The organism is Mycoplasma sp. 'Moose RK', from assembly GCF_015708155.1.
Taxonomy (GTDB): Bacteria; Bacillota_I; Bacilli_A; order Mycoplasmatales; family Metamycoplasmataceae; genus Mesomycoplasma.
Map to the genome: position 1 here is coordinate 82,293 of NZ_JADDYD010000001.1, position 17,317 is coordinate 99,609.

Annotated in this window: 13 protein-coding genes; 7 read left to right on the top strand and 6 right to left on the bottom strand. The window is 29.5% G+C overall.

Annotated elements, in window-relative coordinates; all coding sequences use genetic code 4:
* Window positions 1-33: 33 nt before the first annotated feature.
* Window positions 34-2,640 carry an isoleucine--tRNA ligase gene (ileS, locus tag IM807_RS00325; RefSeq protein WP_374958953.1) on the top strand — a complete coding sequence of 869 codons (2,607 nt, stop codon included), beginning with the start codon at window positions 34-36 and terminating at the stop codon, window positions 2,638-2,640.
* Window positions 2,621-3,217 (top strand): signal peptidase II, encoded by a 597-nt coding sequence (locus IM807_RS00330; protein ID WP_196362599.1) that lies wholly within the window; start codon window positions 2,621-2,623, stop codon window positions 3,215-3,217. Before ileS ends, IM807_RS00330 begins: the two co-directional genes overlap by 20 nt.
* A 283-nt stretch (window positions 3,218-3,500) precedes the next feature.
* On the opposite strand, the gene IM807_RS00335 is transcribed toward IM807_RS00330, so the two are convergent.
* The 6 genes from IM807_RS00335 to pyrH are packed head-to-tail and all read right to left on the bottom strand — an operon-like array spanning window position 3,501 to window position 11,750.
* Window positions 3,501-4,787 (bottom strand): glucose-6-phosphate isomerase, encoded by a 1,287-nt coding sequence (locus tag IM807_RS00335; protein ID WP_196362600.1) that lies wholly within the window; start codon window positions 4,785-4,787, stop codon window positions 3,501-3,503.
* Window positions 4,753-5,100 carry a hypothetical protein gene (locus tag IM807_RS00340; RefSeq protein ID WP_196362601.1) on the bottom strand — a complete coding sequence of 116 codons (348 nt, stop codon included), beginning with the start codon at window positions 5,098-5,100 and terminating at the stop codon, window positions 4,753-4,755. The genes IM807_RS00335 and IM807_RS00340 overlap by 35 nt, the downstream gene beginning before the upstream one ends.
* A gap of 25 nt (window positions 5,101-5,125) precedes the next feature.
* The gene (locus IM807_RS00345) at window positions 5,126-9,511 is read right to left on the bottom strand and encodes a PolC-type DNA polymerase III (protein WP_196362602.1); all 4,386 of its coding nucleotides are present in this window, start codon (window positions 9,509-9,511) and stop codon (window positions 5,126-5,128) included.
* A 27-nt stretch (window positions 9,512-9,538) separates the two neighbouring features.
* Window positions 9,539-10,462 (bottom strand): phosphatidate cytidylyltransferase, encoded by a 924-nt coding sequence (locus IM807_RS00350; RefSeq protein WP_196362603.1) that lies wholly within the window; start codon window positions 10,460-10,462, stop codon window positions 9,539-9,541.
* 5 nt (window positions 10,463-10,467) lie between these two features.
* Complete coding sequence (locus IM807_RS00355) at window positions 10,468-11,037, bottom strand: ribosome-recycling factor (RefSeq protein ID WP_196362604.1); 570 nt, start codon at window positions 11,035-11,037, stop codon at window positions 10,468-10,470.
* Window positions 11,038-11,039: 2 nt separating this feature from the next.
* Window positions 11,040-11,750 carry a UMP kinase gene (pyrH, locus tag IM807_RS00360; protein ID WP_196362605.1) on the bottom strand — a complete coding sequence of 237 codons (711 nt, stop codon included), beginning with the start codon at window positions 11,748-11,750 and terminating at the stop codon, window positions 11,040-11,042.
* 155 nt (window positions 11,751-11,905) lie between these two features.
* Between pyrH and IM807_RS00365 the strand changes: the two genes are divergently transcribed.
* The 5 genes from IM807_RS00365 (at window position 11,906) to IM807_RS00385 (ending at window position 17,275) form a co-directional block, all read left to right on the top strand.
* On the top strand, window positions 11,906-13,249 hold the full coding sequence (locus IM807_RS00365) for a hypothetical protein (RefSeq protein ID WP_196362606.1): 1,344 nt from the start codon (window positions 11,906-11,908) through the stop codon (window positions 13,247-13,249).
* A 33-nt stretch (window positions 13,250-13,282) separates the two neighbouring features.
* Complete coding sequence (locus IM807_RS04090; RefSeq protein ID WP_196362607.1) at window positions 13,283-13,810, top strand: hypothetical protein; 528 nt, start codon at window positions 13,283-13,285, stop codon at window positions 13,808-13,810.
* A gap of 344 nt (window positions 13,811-14,154) precedes the next feature.
* Window positions 14,155-14,622: a hypothetical protein gene (locus IM807_RS00375; protein ID WP_196362608.1), complete on the top strand. Its 468-nt coding sequence runs from the start codon at window positions 14,155-14,157 to the stop codon at window positions 14,620-14,622.
* 110 nt (window positions 14,623-14,732) lie between these two features.
* Window positions 14,733-16,097 (top strand): dihydrolipoyl dehydrogenase, encoded by a 1,365-nt coding sequence (locus tag IM807_RS00380; protein WP_196362609.1) that lies wholly within the window; start codon window positions 14,733-14,735, stop codon window positions 16,095-16,097.
* A gap of 332 nt (window positions 16,098-16,429) precedes the next feature.
* Window positions 16,430-17,275, top strand: a complete 846-nt coding sequence (locus IM807_RS00385) for a leucine-rich repeat domain-containing protein (protein WP_196362610.1) — start codon at window positions 16,430-16,432, stop codon at window positions 17,273-17,275.
* The last annotated feature ends 42 nt before the right edge of the window (window positions 17,276-17,317 follow it).

Here is a 17,317-nt window from a genome sequence, read left to right on the forward strand (position 1 = left end):
AATACATTAAATATTTTTAATTCAGATTTTCCTATGAAGGCGAATCTGAAGGAAAAGGATAAATTTTATTCTGAATTTTGAAGCAAAAATCAAATTTATCAAAAAATTCTTGAAGAAAATAAAAAAAATCAAAGATTTATCGTCCATGATGGCCCTCCCTATGCAAATGGAAGTATCCACATTGGTCATGCGCTGAATAAAATTTTAAAGGATATCATTGTTCGTTACAGATCCATGTCAGGTTTTTATTCACCCTTTGTCCCTGGTTGAGACACTCATGGTTTGCCAATCGAAAATAAGATTACTAGTAAAATAAATTTTTCATCAGTTCTGGAAATCAGAGAAAAAGCAAATAATTTTGCTAATTCACAAATTTTGGTACAAATGGAACAATTTAAAAAACTAAACCTATTGACTGATTTTTCAAAAATTTACCAAACAAATGACCCAAAATATGAAGCAAAACAGCTAAAAATCTTCAAAAAAATGGTTGATTTAGGCCTTATTTATCGTGCACTTAAACCAATTTACTGGTCACCAACTAGCAAAAGTGCGCTCGCTGAGGCTGAAATTGAATATTTGGAGCACAAATCCTATTCAATATTTGTCAGTTTTTCCCTGGAAACAGGAAATAATTTTGTAAACCCTGGTGATAAATTGATAATTTGAACCACCACCCCATGAACCTTAATCGCAAATTCAGCTGTTGCTGTCGGTAATGATTTTGAGTATGTTAAAGTTAAGGTCGGAAATGATTTTTTTATTTTAGCATCTAATTTAGTTGAAAAATTAAGCTTAATTTTTGGGTGAAAATCCTACCAAATTACAGCTAATTTTTTAGGAAAAAATCTTATAAATTTACAGTATTTTCACCCAATTTTTGTAAAAAAATGTCCCGTAGTAGAAAGCAATCACGTTGATTTAGCAGCTGGTTCTGGGCTTGTTCACATTGCACCACTTTTTGGCGAAGATGACTACTGAGTTGGTAAAAAAAATAATTTAGAAATGGTTATGCATGTTGAAGATGACGGGAAATTTAATGAAAAGGCTGGGGAATTTTCTAATTTGTTTTATGCAGATGCAAACCAAAAAATTGTTGATTTTCTCAAAAATAAATCGGCCCTTTTGAATTTAGATTTCATTAAACACTCATTTCCCCATGATTGACGCACTTTAAATCCTGTAATTTACCGCGGAACCCCGCAATGATTTGTTTCAGTTGAAAAAATAAAGAGCGGGCTTGAAAAGGCGATTGATTCAATTGTGTTTCCTGAAAAATGGTTTAAAAAAAGGCTAGAGAAAATGATAATAAATCGGAAAGACTGATTGATTTCTCGCCAAAGAAGTTGAGGAATTCCACTTATTATTTTTTATGATCAGAATAAAAATCCAGTGCTTGATAAGCCAGAAATTTTTGATCACATAATTTCGCTTGTTGAAAAATTTGGCTCATCAATTTGGTACCAAAAAACTGCTGATGAACTTTTACCAGCTAAATTTCAAAATTTAGGATGGTCAAAAGAAAATGATATTCTTGATGTTTGATTTGACTCTGGTGCGAGCTTTTTAGCCGCTGATGTTTTAGGAGAAGAACCACCTTTTGAAATTTATCTTGAAGGATCAGATCAATATCGTGGTTGATTTAACTCATCTTTGATTAATTCTTTCATTTATTCTGGAAATTCACCCTACAAGAAATTGTTGTCACATGGTTTTGTTGTTGATGCAAAAAATAATAAAATGTCAAAATCAAAAGGAAACGGTGTTGATCCATTGCAAATTTTGGAAAAATATGGTTGTGATATTCTTCGCCTTTGAGTTGCCAACAGCGAATATTACAATGATATTGTTTATTCAAATGAAATTTTTGAACAAAATGTGGAAATTTATCGTAAAATTCGCAACACGGCTCGTTTTCTTATCACAAATTTGGCGGATTTTGTACCTGAAAAATACGAATTGACTGAAATTCATTTATACATTTTTAATAGAATAGCAAAATTAAAAAACGAAATTATTGATAATTATGATAAAAATCGCTTTGTTCGAGTTGTTAAATTAATTAATAATTTTATAATTGATTTTTCCAATTTTTACTTGTCAATTACTAAAGATAGCTTGTACGTTGATATGAAAAATTCACCAGAAAGAAGGCAAATTCAGTTTGTTTTTCACGAGTTTTTGTTAGTTTTAACAATTGCAATTGCACCAATCATGCCAACAACTGCTGAAGAAATTTATCAATTTATTGCTAAAAAGGATAAAAAAATTTCTATTCATCTTGAGAAATTTTTTCAAAAAGCTGATTTTAATCAAAAACTTGATTTTGAATTAAAAAACCTTCTTGAATTCAGAGACTTAGTTTTGCAATTAATTGAAAAAAAGATAAAATCAAAAGAGATAAACCGCTCTAATGAAGCTGGCCTTAAAATGAAAACCGATCTACCATTTTCCTGGGGGTTTGATTTAAAAAAAATACTAATGATTGCTGATATTTCTTCTGATAAGAATCAGAGTAAAGAATATGAGGTTTATAATTTAAATTGGCCAAAATGCCCAAGATGCTGAAATCATTTTAAATCAATTGAAGTTACCTGCAAGCGCTGTTCTGAGGTTCTAAATGAAACTATGAAAAGCTAAAACTAGCAATTTTGTACAAGAAAAATATCGTCGAATAGGAAAAAAACGTTTTTTTTTAAACATAGTTATTGCTTTTTTTATTGTTATAATACTTTTATTATTGGACCAATTGACAAAAAATCTTATTTTTACTCAATCTGAGTTTGAAATTTCAACGCAAAAAGGATTTGTCAAACAAATTTCTTGGTGAATTATTGGATTTCGGCCACTTTTACATCAAGGGGTCACTTCAAAAATTAATGAAATTATTGGGTTCACTGGTATTCACATTTTTGCTCTAATTTTAGGAATTTCTCTGCTAATTTCAGTCCCTTTTAGTCCAAAATATTTTCTTACAGTTTTTCTTGCAATTTTGATGAGCGGTAATATTGGAAATGAAATTGATAGACTTTTGAATAATAACACTGTAAAAGATATTCTTTATTTTCCTTTTTGACCTGGATTCAGAGGGACCTTTAATTTTGCAGATGTCTTTATTGTCTGCGGCCCGGCCGGAATTCTCATTTTTTTTATTATTGATTTTATTCGTGATATTTTTAGGAAAAATCGAAGATTTAGAAAAAAAACTAGAAATTAAGAAAAAATTATTAAAATTAAAATTTTACTAAAAAGAGAGAAAAATCATAAGAAAAAATAATTTTTTCAATTTTTTTCTACTAATTTACAATTTCGTATCAAATTATTTCCATACACATGCAAAATTGTAATTTTTATTCTTTAGATTTTGCAATTTTGAAGTATTTAATTTTATCACCAACTGTGAATTTATTATGTTTCATTTTGACACACTTTTCTTGACGTGTCTAAATTTTTTATATACTAAATTAGCACAAAAGTAAAGGTTTTTCCTAAATTTTTTACTAGTTTCAACCCAAATTTTTAGATAAACGTTTTTTATAATTTTCAACTCCAGGTTGGTCAAAAGGATTTACGCCTAGTAAATACGCTGACATCGCGCATGCTTTTTGGAAAAACATGACTAGATGACCAAACGATTTTGAAGAGCTATCAGGAATTTCAAGGACAAAATTGGGATTGTTTCCTTCTTCTGAATGAGCTAATGTTGTTGCTAAAAATGCTTGAAAATTGATTTCATTAACACTTTTATTGGCAAGTAGATTAATTTTTGATTGAAATTCAGGCACTTCACTAATTTTTAAATCAAATTTTGGATTTTTAATAAAAATTACCGTTTGAAAAAAATTTTTGCTTCCTTCTTGAATGAACTGACCAAGTGAGTGTAAATCTGTTGAAAAAATTGCTGAAGTTGGGAAAATACCCTTCCCATTTTTGCCTTCAGATTCACCAAAAAGTTGTTTCCACCATTCATTAAAATACATTAAAAATGGCTCATAAGAAATGAGAATTTCAATTTTATAGTTAAATTTTTGGTTCAAAATTAAGCGAGAAAGCGCGTATTTATAGGCTAAATTTTCTGAAACATCCGGTTTTGAATACAAAAAATTTGCTTCTTTGGCACCTTCAATAACATCAAAAACATTAATTCCTGCAAAAATCATTGAAAAAAAACCGACTGATGATAAAACGCTGAATCGGCCGCCAATTGACTCAATTATCTCAAAAATTTCAAAATTATTTTTTTTAGCTATTTGTAAAAGTTCGCCTGTTTTTGTGCTAGTTGTAACAAAAACCCTTTGTTTTGCTGCATCCTTTCCAATTTTTTCAACTAAAACTTGATAAAGAATTTGAAAAGCAATTGCTGGTTCAATTGTTGATCCAGATTTGGAAATTACATTAATTGCGAATTCTTTTTTACGTAAATATTCAATTTTTTGGTATAAATCAGTAGAAGAAATGGAGTTTCCAATGAAAATAACTTCCGGTTTTTCCTGGTTTGGACCAAGTCCAAAAACAAAATCAATTGCAGCTCTAGCGCCCAAATATGATCCACCAATTCCAATTACAACCAAAGTTTTTATTGAATTTTTGTGTAAATTTTCTATTATTTCCTGCATTTTTTTGATTTCAGCAAAATTCACTGCTGAATCAGGAAAGTTATTTCAACCTAAAAAATTTTTGTCAGGACTTTGCTCTGAATTAATTCGTTTGTGAAATTCTTTTATTTTATCAGTAAAACTGGAAAAATCAAGGTTAATTTTTGTTTTTATTTGTAAATTTAGGCTCATAATTTAATTGCTGCTCCACGTGTTTTTTCAAATTTTTGAATCCAGAAGGTGTCTCAAAAGGGAAATCACTGTTATTATAAAAAATATGTGAATGCACATCTGATAAAGATGCCCTTTTTTCAAAGTGAGAAATAGTATCAATTTGCAAAATAAGTTGTTGGCCAACACGGTAAAAATACTCAATTTTTTGGTTTTCAGCCAACTTCTTTGTATCTAAAAAAACAACACCCGTATAACCAAAAGGCATCTCAACTCAAAAATATTTTTTATTTAATGATCTGATTTTACATAAAATTTTATCACCAACATTCATAATAAAAAAATTTTCCTTTAAAAATTTAATCAAAAAGATTTACTTGTGCTTTTTTAGAAATTTTATCAAAAACACCCAATTCAGTAAGTTTTTTTATCGCAGTTGTATTTGTTTCAGTGCGATTTTGAAAATCATCAATCGAAGCAAAAGCTTTTAAATTACGTGCCTCAACAATTTTACGTGCATTTACATCACCAATTCCATCCACTGAAACAAAAGGCGGAATCAGAGAGTTATTTTCATTATTAACAAGTCAAATTTGTGCCTGTGATTTCTCCAAATTTACTTTTTCGATTTCAAAACCCCTTGATTTTAATTCAAGACTAATTTCAAGAAACGGGATTAGATCCCTTTCTTTGGGCGTAATCTTGTTTTGTAAGTTTGATTTTGTATTTCCTGCCCTTTTTTCATTCAGTAAATTAATTTTAGCTTGAATTTCCGAGGCCGGTAAAACTAAGGTTTCAATATCTTTTACATCTGGTCGGATTGAAAAATAGGCTGAATAAAATGCTAAAGGATGATAAAGTTTAAAAAATGCAATTTTTCAAGCTTTCATTGCATAAGCGACAGCGTGCGCTTTAGGAAACATGTAACCAATTTTGTTTAGCGATTCAATGTACCAGTCCGGAACATTTTTTTCTTTCAAAAGTTCAACTTCAAGCGCAGTCAAACCTTTACCTTTTCGTACTTTTTCCATGATATTAAAAGCGTCAAGATGCTCTAAATTTTTCTTTAAAAGATAAAGCATAATGTCGTCCCGACAGGAAATAACGTCCTGAATTTTTAGTTTTTTTTCAATAATTAACGGTTCAGCATTGTGTTGTCAAACGCCACTTCCGTGTGCTAATCCACAAACCGCTACAATGTCGGCAAATGAATTTACTTTTGCAACTTGCAGCATTTTTCGCACAAATTGAGTACCAAATTCAGGAATACCAATTGATCCTGTTGGTTCGCCAAGAATTTGGCCTGGCTGAATCCCTAATTCTTTGCAAGAACTAAAGAGAGATAAGATTTTAGGGTCGTTTTTTGGAATTTTTTCGGATTTTATTCCCGTTAATTCTTCAAGATGAAGCAAAATTGTGGGGTCATCGTGCCCCAAAATATCAAGCTTTAAGAGATTGTCATGTAAGGCATTATAATCAAAATGTGTTGTTTTTCAGTCAGATTTTTCATTATTTGCGGGGAAATTAATAGGACAAAAGTCTTCAATTTCAAAGTCATTTGGGATGACAATAATTCCACCTGCATGTTTCCCAGAAGTTCGCTTAACGCCTTGAGCTTTTGTTGCCAAAAAATCTAAATACGAATTTGAAAAATAAGAAACATGACGATCAATATTAAATTTTGGATCAAATTGGGAACGAATTTCGCCCAATTTTTTCGCCAAACCATAAACTGATTTTTCAGCATTTGTCAAAATAGTTCCGGCACGAAAGGTGTTTTTTGAACCAAAAAGTTGACGCACAAAATCATGCATTTTAAGTTGAGTTTCCCCTGAAAAATTAAGGTCAATATCAGGGACTTTTTCAGCATTAAATCCTAAAAAAGTCTCAAAAGGAATATTGTGTCCATCCTTGTCAAGGTCATTTTTACAATTTTCACATTTTTTATTTGGCAAATCATAACCTGATAAAATTTCGTCGTTTTGTGAAAACTGAACAACTTTGCAATTAGCGCAAAAATAATGTGGTGGCAGCGGGTTTACATCAGTAATTCCAGTCAAAAATGCAACAATTGATGAGCCAACTGAACCACGCGAGTCAACAATTGCACCTTGATTTTTTGCTTCTTCAACAATTCTTTTTGAAATTCAATAAACCACGTGAAAACCATGGTTTATGATTGGTTCAAGTTCATTCTTAATTCTTGAACGAATTATTTCAGGCAAAGGATTTCCGTATTTTTCAAAAGCTTTTTTGTAGACAAAATCCCTTAATTTCACTTCTGAATCATCAAAACTTGGTGGGAAGAGCCCTGTTTTGATGATTTGAATTTTATCACTAACTAGATTTGCAATTAAATTAGAATTTTTAACAACAATTTCATCAATTAATTCTTGATTTTCAAGAAATTCAAATTCCTTTTTTAATTCAGCAGTGGTGAAAAAATGCTTGTTTGGGAAAATGTGGCTATCTTGTCGATTTTCCCGTTCACTTTCGCGATTATCAAGCAAAATGTGGTTGACGCCGCCGACACCCTTTGCATAAATATAAAGTTCGTAAAAAATTTTTTCACGGGGTTGGCAATAACGTGGATCGCTGATGGCAACCGCTGGAATTCCTAACTTTTTTGCTAAATTAATTAATTTTTTTAGCATATCTTCAATCTGATTTTGGGTAAAAATTTCCCTTTTTACCAAGTGAACGAACGCTGAAGGCGGCGGGATTTCAATAAAATCGTAAATTTTGGAAAAATCTTCCACACCTTCAGGGTCAAGATATAGAAAATGTTGAATCAAAAGTGATTCAGGTCCACCCGAGCCAACCAATAAATCAGGATCTTTTTTAATTAAATCATAAAAAATTAGAGGCCGCGAAATCAAATTTTCTGTGTTTGCAATCGAAACATGTTTGTACAATTTTTTGATTCCAGCCTGATTTTTGGCGATCATGGTCAGTTGTTTTGGAAAAACTTTTTCAGGTTTAAGGTCAAAAATTGAACTTTTAATTTTTGATAAACCTTCTAAATCAGTGATTTTTTCAAGATTTTCCAATTTTTCAAGGAAATTTTTTCAAACTTTTGTTAAAACTTCTGCATCAAAATCAGCACGGTGAGCAATTTCGTCATCATAAAAAAATTCAAATCTTTTGGCAATATTTTTCAAACTATGACTTCTTGCTTCGGGATTCAAGAATCTGCTGACCTCCAGAGTATCAATGATCGGATTTTCCAGTTTTTTTTGTGCATATTTTTTAAAAAACTGGTTTAAAAAGTTAAAATCAAAATTGGCGTTGTGTGCCACTAAAATTGAATTTTCAATAATTTTCTCAATTTTTTGAATCGCAATTTCAGGTGAAACTGCTAATTCATCAATCATTTTTTGCTCAATTCCGGTAATTTTTGTAATTATTTTGGGAATTTTTCCATTAGGTCTAATAAAAAATTGGTGTTTTTCAATTTCTTTTCCAAATTGAAAAACAATTGCACCAAATTCAATAATTTCATTGTAAAAACTCGATAAACCGGTCGTTTCTAAGTCAAAAATTACAAATTTGGCGGAAATCAGGTCAATATTTTTAGTGAAATTAATCACTTTTTCAACTTTTGATCGATAAGTTGAAAAAGTCGTTCCGTAAATTGGTTTAATCCCACTGTTTTGAGTAGCGCTGTAAAATTCAGGAAATCCCTGAACTGAATCAAGATCAGCAATACCGATAGCGGTGTGGCCGTAACTTTTTGCTTGTTTGACATATTCAGCAGCTGAGGAAATTCCGTCCATTGTTGATTTTCATGTTCGGGCAGAAATTTCAACCCGTTTGACTGGCGCATCGTCAATTTTTTCTGCTGGAAAAAAAACAGATTTTTTAATTTTTACTATTTTTTTCAATTTTAATTGAATATTAAATTTATAACGGTCGTTTGGTTCATCAATTATTGCTCAAATTCTGACCAAATCGCCAGTTTTCAAGTTAAAATTGTCCATTGAATTTACAAATTTGTCAACACTGACAGCTTGTGAAAATTCAAAGTTATTAAGGTGAATTTTTAGCCAAATTTTTCCATTTTTTGTCTTTATGGACCCAATTTTATAGATTTGGCCATCAAACTGAACATGAGGATTTTTGTGCGAACGAATTTGCGCTAAATCAATTACTTCATAATTTTGCAGGGGCAAATTCCTTTTTGAGCCAGAGGTTTCTTTGCTGTAATCATCAAGTTGGTGAAGATTTTTTTCAAGAATTAGTTCTGGTTTTTCTTCAAAAATAGGCTTTTCTTCTAAAATAAATTCTAATTTTAGGTGAATTAGGCCAAGATAATTAATTACTTTAAGAAATTTTTCGCGTTCTTGTTTAAAAATTTCAAAATTTTTTGAATTTTCAAAAAAAATTTTGAATGAATTAGGACTTGCTTTTTGGATTTCATCTTCACTAAAAAAAATAGGATTATCGGTAAGAAGTTCCATTGAAGCATTAATATATTCAAGCAAATCTTCATTCTCAAAATAATTTTGAGAAACTTCAAATTGAAATTCTAGCTTGGAATTATTAAAGGCATTCGGGTCTTCGTTTGTTTTCTTGGCGGCAATGAAAAATTCAAGCAAATCTTGAAACTTTGGCAGTGTATTTTTTTTAATTTTTAAAAAAATGGTTTGATTTTCGCCAAGCTCGCTTATCACTGTAACATCATCTCAATTTGCTGGCGCTTTTCAATTAATTTTGTCGCATAAATTCTTAAACGCTGAATTCATTTTATCCCTTCTTGTCAAAAATTAAAATTATGTCAAAAATAGAACAAAAAATGCAAAAAATAAAAAAACAAAACTTGAGGAGTCGAACCGGTCAAAAAAGCCGCCATGCCCTTTGATTAAATTAGAAAAATCCTTGATTTTAAGATATCTTTTTATCATTGAAAAAAACATATCACCAAAAATTGCGCCCAATGGAAGTAAAATTATCATTAGGACTTTCAAAATTGGGAAAAATTTTGTTTCAATTTTGAAATCAGTATTTAAAATAACAGCAATTGCAAAAATTAAAGTAAAAAAAAGTGAGGCAATAAAACCTTCAATTGATTTATTTGGCGAAAAATTAAAATTTTTTTTAAAAATTTTTTTTCCAAAAACATAACCAAAAACATAACCAAAACTGTCACTAATTACCGCAATTGTGAATAAGAAAAAAACTAAAAAAATATTAAAAATGTTCAAAATTCACAAAATTTTAAATGAAATTGAAGCAAATAAAATAGTCAAAAATCGGAGAAAAAAATCCGTAATAAACATTCTATTTTTATCACTTTTGTCAAAAAATTGAACGACAAAGGCTAAAAATAGGACAATTAAAACATCGTAATTTAAGAATTGTTTTTTTATATAACTGGCGATAAAACTTCAGCCAAAATTAATATTTTCCGCGAATAAATTTTCATATGACGAAATGTTAGAAGGGGAAATGAATAAAAAAACGGCAAAAAAAGCTAGTAAAAAAGTGAAGAATTTTTTCGTAGAAAAGTGTTTAAAAACTTCAAAAAGACTATAAAATAGGACAAGCGCAAAACAAACAAATGAAATTATTCGTCCATAAAAACTAACATAATGACCGATAAAAAGAATCGGTAATACAACAATTAAAATTAAAAATATCGATAAAATCCGTCTTAAAAAATCTTTTTGCAACCTCAAAAGACGGTTTGAAATCATGATTGCTACGTTGATTGAATTTCTTTAACTTTTTTTTCAAAAAGAATTTCCAATTTTTCTGTTTCATGGTCAGTTGATTTTTGAATAACATCAAGAAAATGTTTTTCAAAATCTTCAGGAAAACCCTCTTTTTTTATCAATTTGTTTAAATTTTGCCGAACAAGACGAACTCTAATTTTCGCCTCCTCATAATATTTTTTAATCTGAACAATACTTTCCTGACGTTTTTCTAGAGTTAATTCTGGGAAAATTACACGAACTTGATTGGCTTCTTTTTGCACTTGTGCATCAATTTTTGATGCAACAATTGCTGATGCAATTGTTTTAACAAGTGCAACATCGTAAGGTTTAATCAAAAGTTGCAAAGCTGAAGGAGACGAAATCGATGCAACTTCATTAATTGGGGTCAAAGTGTCATAAAAATTAACTTTTATGTGAGAAACTAGTTGTGGGTTTGGGGTTCCAATAACAACTTTTTTGAAATTTTTCTCCATTTGTTTGCAAACTTCTTCGTTCTTGTCATCCAAAACTTGCTTATAAAATTCAAAATTTGATTCAGGGTCGAAATTTTTCATTGTTAAAAAACCTCCGTATGTTCAATTTGGCCCTTGATAAGTCGAACAATACTATCTTTTTCCTTTATATTGAAAATCAGCAGCTTTATTTTATTGTCGCGAGCCATCGAAAAGGCAGTTGAATCCATTATTTTAAAATTTCTTTCAATTGCCTCATCGTAGGTAATTTTATCATATCTAACCGCATTTGGATTAATTTTTGGATCAGAGTCAAAAACACCATTTACATTGTTTTTACCAACCAGAATAACCTTTACTCCCATTTCTGATGCAAAAAGTGTTGCCGCACTATCAGTTGTAAAGTACGGGCGGCCTGTTCCGCCAACAAAAATTATAACACGATTTTCTGAAAGATACTTTTGCGCTTTTTCAAGAACAAAATATTCGCAAATTCGCGGATCCAAACTGATTGATGACAAAACACGAGTTTTGATTCCAAGATCTTGAAAAACCGATTCAAGTGCCAAGCCATTCATAGCGGTTCCTAGCATACCAATGTAATCTGCAGTGTTACGGTTGATACCATTTTTTGCAGCCGATGTTCCTCGCCAAAAGTTTCCGCCGCCAATAACGATCAAAATTTTAAGCCCTAATTTTTGAATTTCCTTAAGCTGAGAAGCAAGTTGTCTAACAAGCTCATAGTCGATTGCTAATGATTTTTCCTTGTTTGCAAGACTTTCACCAGAAAGTTTAATTAGAATTACTGAATTCATATTGGCCTTGTTTTTTTCACATATTATAACACATTTTAACAAAAATGTTCAAAAAAAGTAAATTTGGGCAATTTTTCATAAAATTTTCCATTTTTTTCATCGAAAACAAATTTTTTTTAATATATACAAAGAGAAAAAAAGAAGGAGTGTGGGAAATGAATAAAATTTTTTATCTTGTTAGGGCTGTTATTTTCGTAATTTTTGCGGTTTTTAGTCCTATTTTTCTTTTCAGTCAAAAAAACGGCATTATTGGAAATCCCACTAACGCTAGCTTTAATTTTGCGGAAATTGCTGAAAAATTAAATTACAATCAAGACCTTAACCAAGTAAAAAGAACTGTGAAAGTCGGCATTTTGATTGAGGAAAATGGCGATGAAAACAACATTAATTACAATAATTTAAAGCAAATTTTTCAATTTTTTTCCCCAAATTCTAATCTAATTATTTACCGATTTAAAACGAGTGAACAGTGACTTGATGGAATTAAGCACTTGGAAACAAGTGGTGTAGAGATAGTTTTGCACCTTTACAAAGATGATCGAGAATTCCTAGCTCATCCCTTGCCAAGTAACGGTCAATTTGTTAAATTTGGTGATTTTCTTGATCGCTGAACTGAAAAGACCGGAATTTTGCATTTTTTTGACGGAGAAAAAACCGTAGGAGACGAAATTTTTAGCAACTTTGTAATTTTTGCAAAGGTTGATGATAAATTTAAAAATAGTGGTAAATTCTTTAATTATGCAAAGATATTTGGCAACGGGTACGGCGTATCTAAATCTAATCATTTTGTTGTTCCTGAATTAAATTTTAACTATCAATTAAATTCAGGAAAAGCAACAGTTGATTTTTACCCTATTATTTTATTAGGAGCTTTATTTAGCCAACTTTCATCGAGTTTTGATAGCTATGATAATTTAAAAAATGTCAATCAAAAAATTTTAATTGCTTTGTCATTGACAGCAAAACCTAGTGAAAATACCAATTTGGGTTTCAACGGAACTCACATAAATGAAGGTTTTGGCCACATAAATTTTAAAAATGCCTTTTTAACTTTAGAACAGGGTAACTTTATTCACAATAAATTTGATGGAAGTACATATACATCGGCTCCTTTTGAATTAATAAAAGGGCAAGAATTTTCTGCAATGATTTTTCATGATAAGTTTTCTCAAAAAAGTGTTGAAATTATTGAATCAGCATTTAGTGCTTTTTTTCGAAAAATTTACAATAGTATTTCAAAAATTTTTACATCTCCAGAAAATCCGAAATTAAATGATTTCGATATTAGTATCGAAATTTTTCGTGGTGGGTGAACAAAAATTATTGAAGCTAATTCGGAAATTAGCCCTTTTGACAAGATCTATTTTCGCGCTTTTGAGGATGCGCAATATCGAATTAAAGTCACAAACGCTGACTTTATACCAGGAAAGCCAAGCACGTATTTCTTGGCATGAAAAAAATACCCAATCCAGTTACGAGTTCAAGAAAAAAACACCTAAATTATTAAATCCATTATAATAAAAATGCAAATTATGAATATTTTTATTGATACAACTGGAAAATTTTTAGTGATTGCGATCTTTAACAGTGATTTTCAACTTATTGAAGGCAATGTTGAATTGCTAAAAAATAAGGCAGATTTACTTCCTATTAAAATTGAGGAAATTCTAGAAAAAAATAAAATAGAAATCTCAGAAATACAGTCTTTTTACGTTAACTTGGGTCCTGGCACCTTCACAGGTTGTCGAATTGGTTTGACATTTTGTCGCACTATTTGCCAACTTGGTGGGAAGCAATTATGAATTTCTTCAACTTTTAATCTACTTTCATTCAAAAATAAAGAAAAAAAACAATATTTTGTCGATTATAGTGCAAAATCTCAATTTAGCGCTTGAGCCGAAGATGGTAGATTAGTCTCTGAAATTTCAGAAATTAGTGAAAAATTTAAATCAGAAGATAAAATTGACTATCAATTAATTTTTGACAATTTTCTAGAAGCAACAAGTTTGTTTGAAAATAAGAAAAAAATAGTGGATATCACGCCTTTTTACATAAAATAAAAATGTTTCGTTCTTATCTACGCAAAAACTATATAAAACTGCTATCTGTTAAGTAGAAAATTAGCAAATTTTCACATTTTTTTACTTTTTAGGCATTTAAAAACAATTATTCCTAGAAAAGAACCTATTTTTAAAGATTTTTAATTTCTACCTAAAAATTAAAAAAATTATTTTAAATTAGATTTTATATAAAATTAGCCATTTTTAGTGTAAACTTGGTCGAAAAATCAATCTATTTTCCCTAATTTTCTCATTTTTAGGTAGAAAATATCTCAAATAAATTTTTGCGCCTACTAATCTTTACTATATAATTTGAATTTAAATATAATAAAAGGAAAAATTTCATGGAAGTTTCAAAACAAGAAATAGAAAACATCTTAAAATCAACGAAAAATTTTGCAAAAATATGTCTAATTATCCGTGGGATTAAGTTTGGAATTGGTGTTTTATTTATTATGTTTCAATTAGCTGGATCTGTTACTGTGGTGGATGTTCTAAGGGGTAATTTCGCTATTTCAGCCCTAATTTCCGTATTAATTATAAGTGTTATTTGGCTTTTATTAACATTAACTTTTAAAATTTTATTGATTGTTTTTAGTTTTAAATTGAATAAATTGGCAAAAGACTTAAACCTTAAAAATCCGCACTTGATATCAAAAATACAGGGTTTTCACACCCTTTCAATTGTCGGAATTTTTGTTCTATTAATTGACATTATTTGTTTAATTATGATTTTTATTTTTATTTCAAAATCAGGGAGAGAGATTATTTTTGACTCAGAAAAACCAAATACTTTTGAGAAAAATAATTAAAATTAATTTTTAAGTGAATCAAAAAAAAAAAAAAAAACAGGGGTGAATATTTTATTCCCGTTTTTTGTTTTTAAAATATTTTTTTATAGTATTATTTTGTTAGGGTGAATATGAAAAAATTTGATATTGGTATAATTGGCGCTGGGCCTGCAGGATACACTTTGGCCATTATTTTAGCAAAAAAAGGGAAAAAAGTTGCACTTTTTGAAGCAAATTTTCTTGGTGGAACATGTGTAAATCGAGGTTGTATTCCAACTAAGACAATTTTGCGATCAGCAAAAGTAAGACAATTAATCTTGGAATCTCAAAAATATGGGATTTCTAGCGAACACAAATATGATTTGCAAAATATTTTTTTAAACGCCAGAAACAATTCTGAAAAATTACGGCTTGCAATTAAGGATAATTTGCAAGCTGCTGGCGTTGAAATTTTCAACCAAAAAGCAGAATTGTTATCTAAAAATATAATAAAAACAGAAAACGATGAATTTCAAGTTGAAAAAGTAATTCTTGCAACCGGAAGTGAGCCAAGAAAAATTTTAATTGAGAATTCAGAAAATGCAAAAATTATTACTTCAGATGATCTACTTCTTAAAAACCATGAATTTGAAGAATTGACAATAATTGGTGGTGGAGTAATTGCGCTTGAATTCGCAAATTTTTATGCAACTTTTGATAGAAAAATAACAATTATTGAGTCAAATAATGAGTTTTTTTTAAATTTTGATGATTCAATCAAAAAAGCCGCTAAATCAATTTTGAAAAAGCAAAAAATAGAACTTTTAACCGGGGCAAAAATTGTAAAATATGATAATGATGGTTTAATTATTCAGCAAAATGGCAATGTTTTTAAACATAAAACCAAAAATATATTAATTGCAATTGGTAGAACTACTGAAAATTTTTCATTTAAAAATTTAAATTTAGAAAAATATAGCAACGGATTGCTGAAAGTGAATGAGTTTTTTCAAACCTCAGAGGAAAATATTTATGCAATCGGTGACTTGAACGGAATCATGATGCTATCAACTAGCGCATATAAGCAGGGAGATGTTGTTGCAAAACATATTTTAACTGGAAATTCAAGTGAAAAATTTGTAAAATCTAATATACCTTTCGCAATTTATACAAATCCTGAAATTTCTTTTGTTGGGAAAAGTGAAAAAGATTTAGTAAATGAGCAAATTAATTTTGACACTGTTGAAATTTTGGCAAGAAATTTACCTCGAGCACATGCTAATTTAGATTTTGAAAGTGGTTTTGTAAAAATCAATTTTGAAAAAGATACTTACAAAATTCTTTCTGCAGCAATTTTTCTTGAAGAATCATCAATTTTAATTAATCAAATTGCTCTTGCAATTAGTAAAAATATGACAATTTTTGACCTTCAAGAATCAGCATTTACTCATCCAACCTTGGCCGAATCACTTTATTATATTTCAAGAAATATTAGATTTTCTTCATATAAAAAATAGCAAGAATTCCATATTTTTTGTATAAAGAGTTTCTAAGAATTTGCAAAAATTTTTAACTTTTTATCTAAAACCAACTTTGCAGTTATTTTTCAAGAAAAATAAAGCAATAAGTGCGCTGAACAAACATTTTATTAAATTTGTCAGTGCACATAAATATTAAATTTTTAATGTAAAAAATATCAGAATTTAAAAAAGTCTTTTTCCAAAACCCTTAACAAGTAAGTGTTTTTTAATCTAACAATCACTTTAAAGTTGTGCGCAGTTATTATAGAAATTTTTTTAATTTTACAAATAAATCTAAAAATAATATTAATTTGTTGTAAAATTTTCATATGAAAAAAATTATTAAATTACTAAAAATTTGTACTATTTCAGTTCCGCTTTCGCTCTTTTTGTCTTGCGGCCAGGCGCAAACACAGGCTGAAATTCTATTAGAAACTAAGGAAAAAAAAGATTCGTCATATGTAAAAATCAACCCAGATTCTAGCACTTTTGTTCTTGATTTATCCACTAGTAACATTGAAAAAATTGATAAATCAGCTTTTTCTAGTTTTAAATCGCGAATTTACCAACCAGTTAATAGCTTAAAATTGTCTGATGGTAGTGAAAATAATGCTAAAATGCCCACCGAAAACAATAAAGAATCCAAAAAAATCAATTTTTATTACTTGTCAAAGATAATTTTTCCGCCGACGCTTCGGGAAATTGATGATTATGCTTTTTATGCTGATAGTGCGAATCTCACCAGTGGTGAGAAAATTACTGAGCTTGATTTTTCATTGTCAAAAAAATTAGAAAAAATTGGAAATTTTGCTTTTCAAGGCAACGAAATTACAAAACTCACTCTACCAGAATCTGTTATTTCGATAGGGAAACAGGCTTTTGCGTTCAATAAGTTGCAATCGGTAAATTTTGCAAAAGCAAAAAATCTTAAATTAATTGCAACAGGCGCCTTTTTTAGCAATCAAATTTCTGAATTAGATTTTTCACAAAATTCAAGTTTAGCTCAAATTTCAGCGAGCGGTTTTGAATCCAATTTAATTCAAAAAGTAAGTTTTAGCCCTAATTCTCAGTCAATTTCTTTAGGAAATTCATCTTTCAAGGATAATAAAATTGCAAATGAATCTGGTTTGATTGGGTTGCCGCAAGGTAGCAAAACCGAAAAAATTTTTATTTAGAACAATTTTAATAGCTTACAAAAATATCTTATTTAGTGAGCA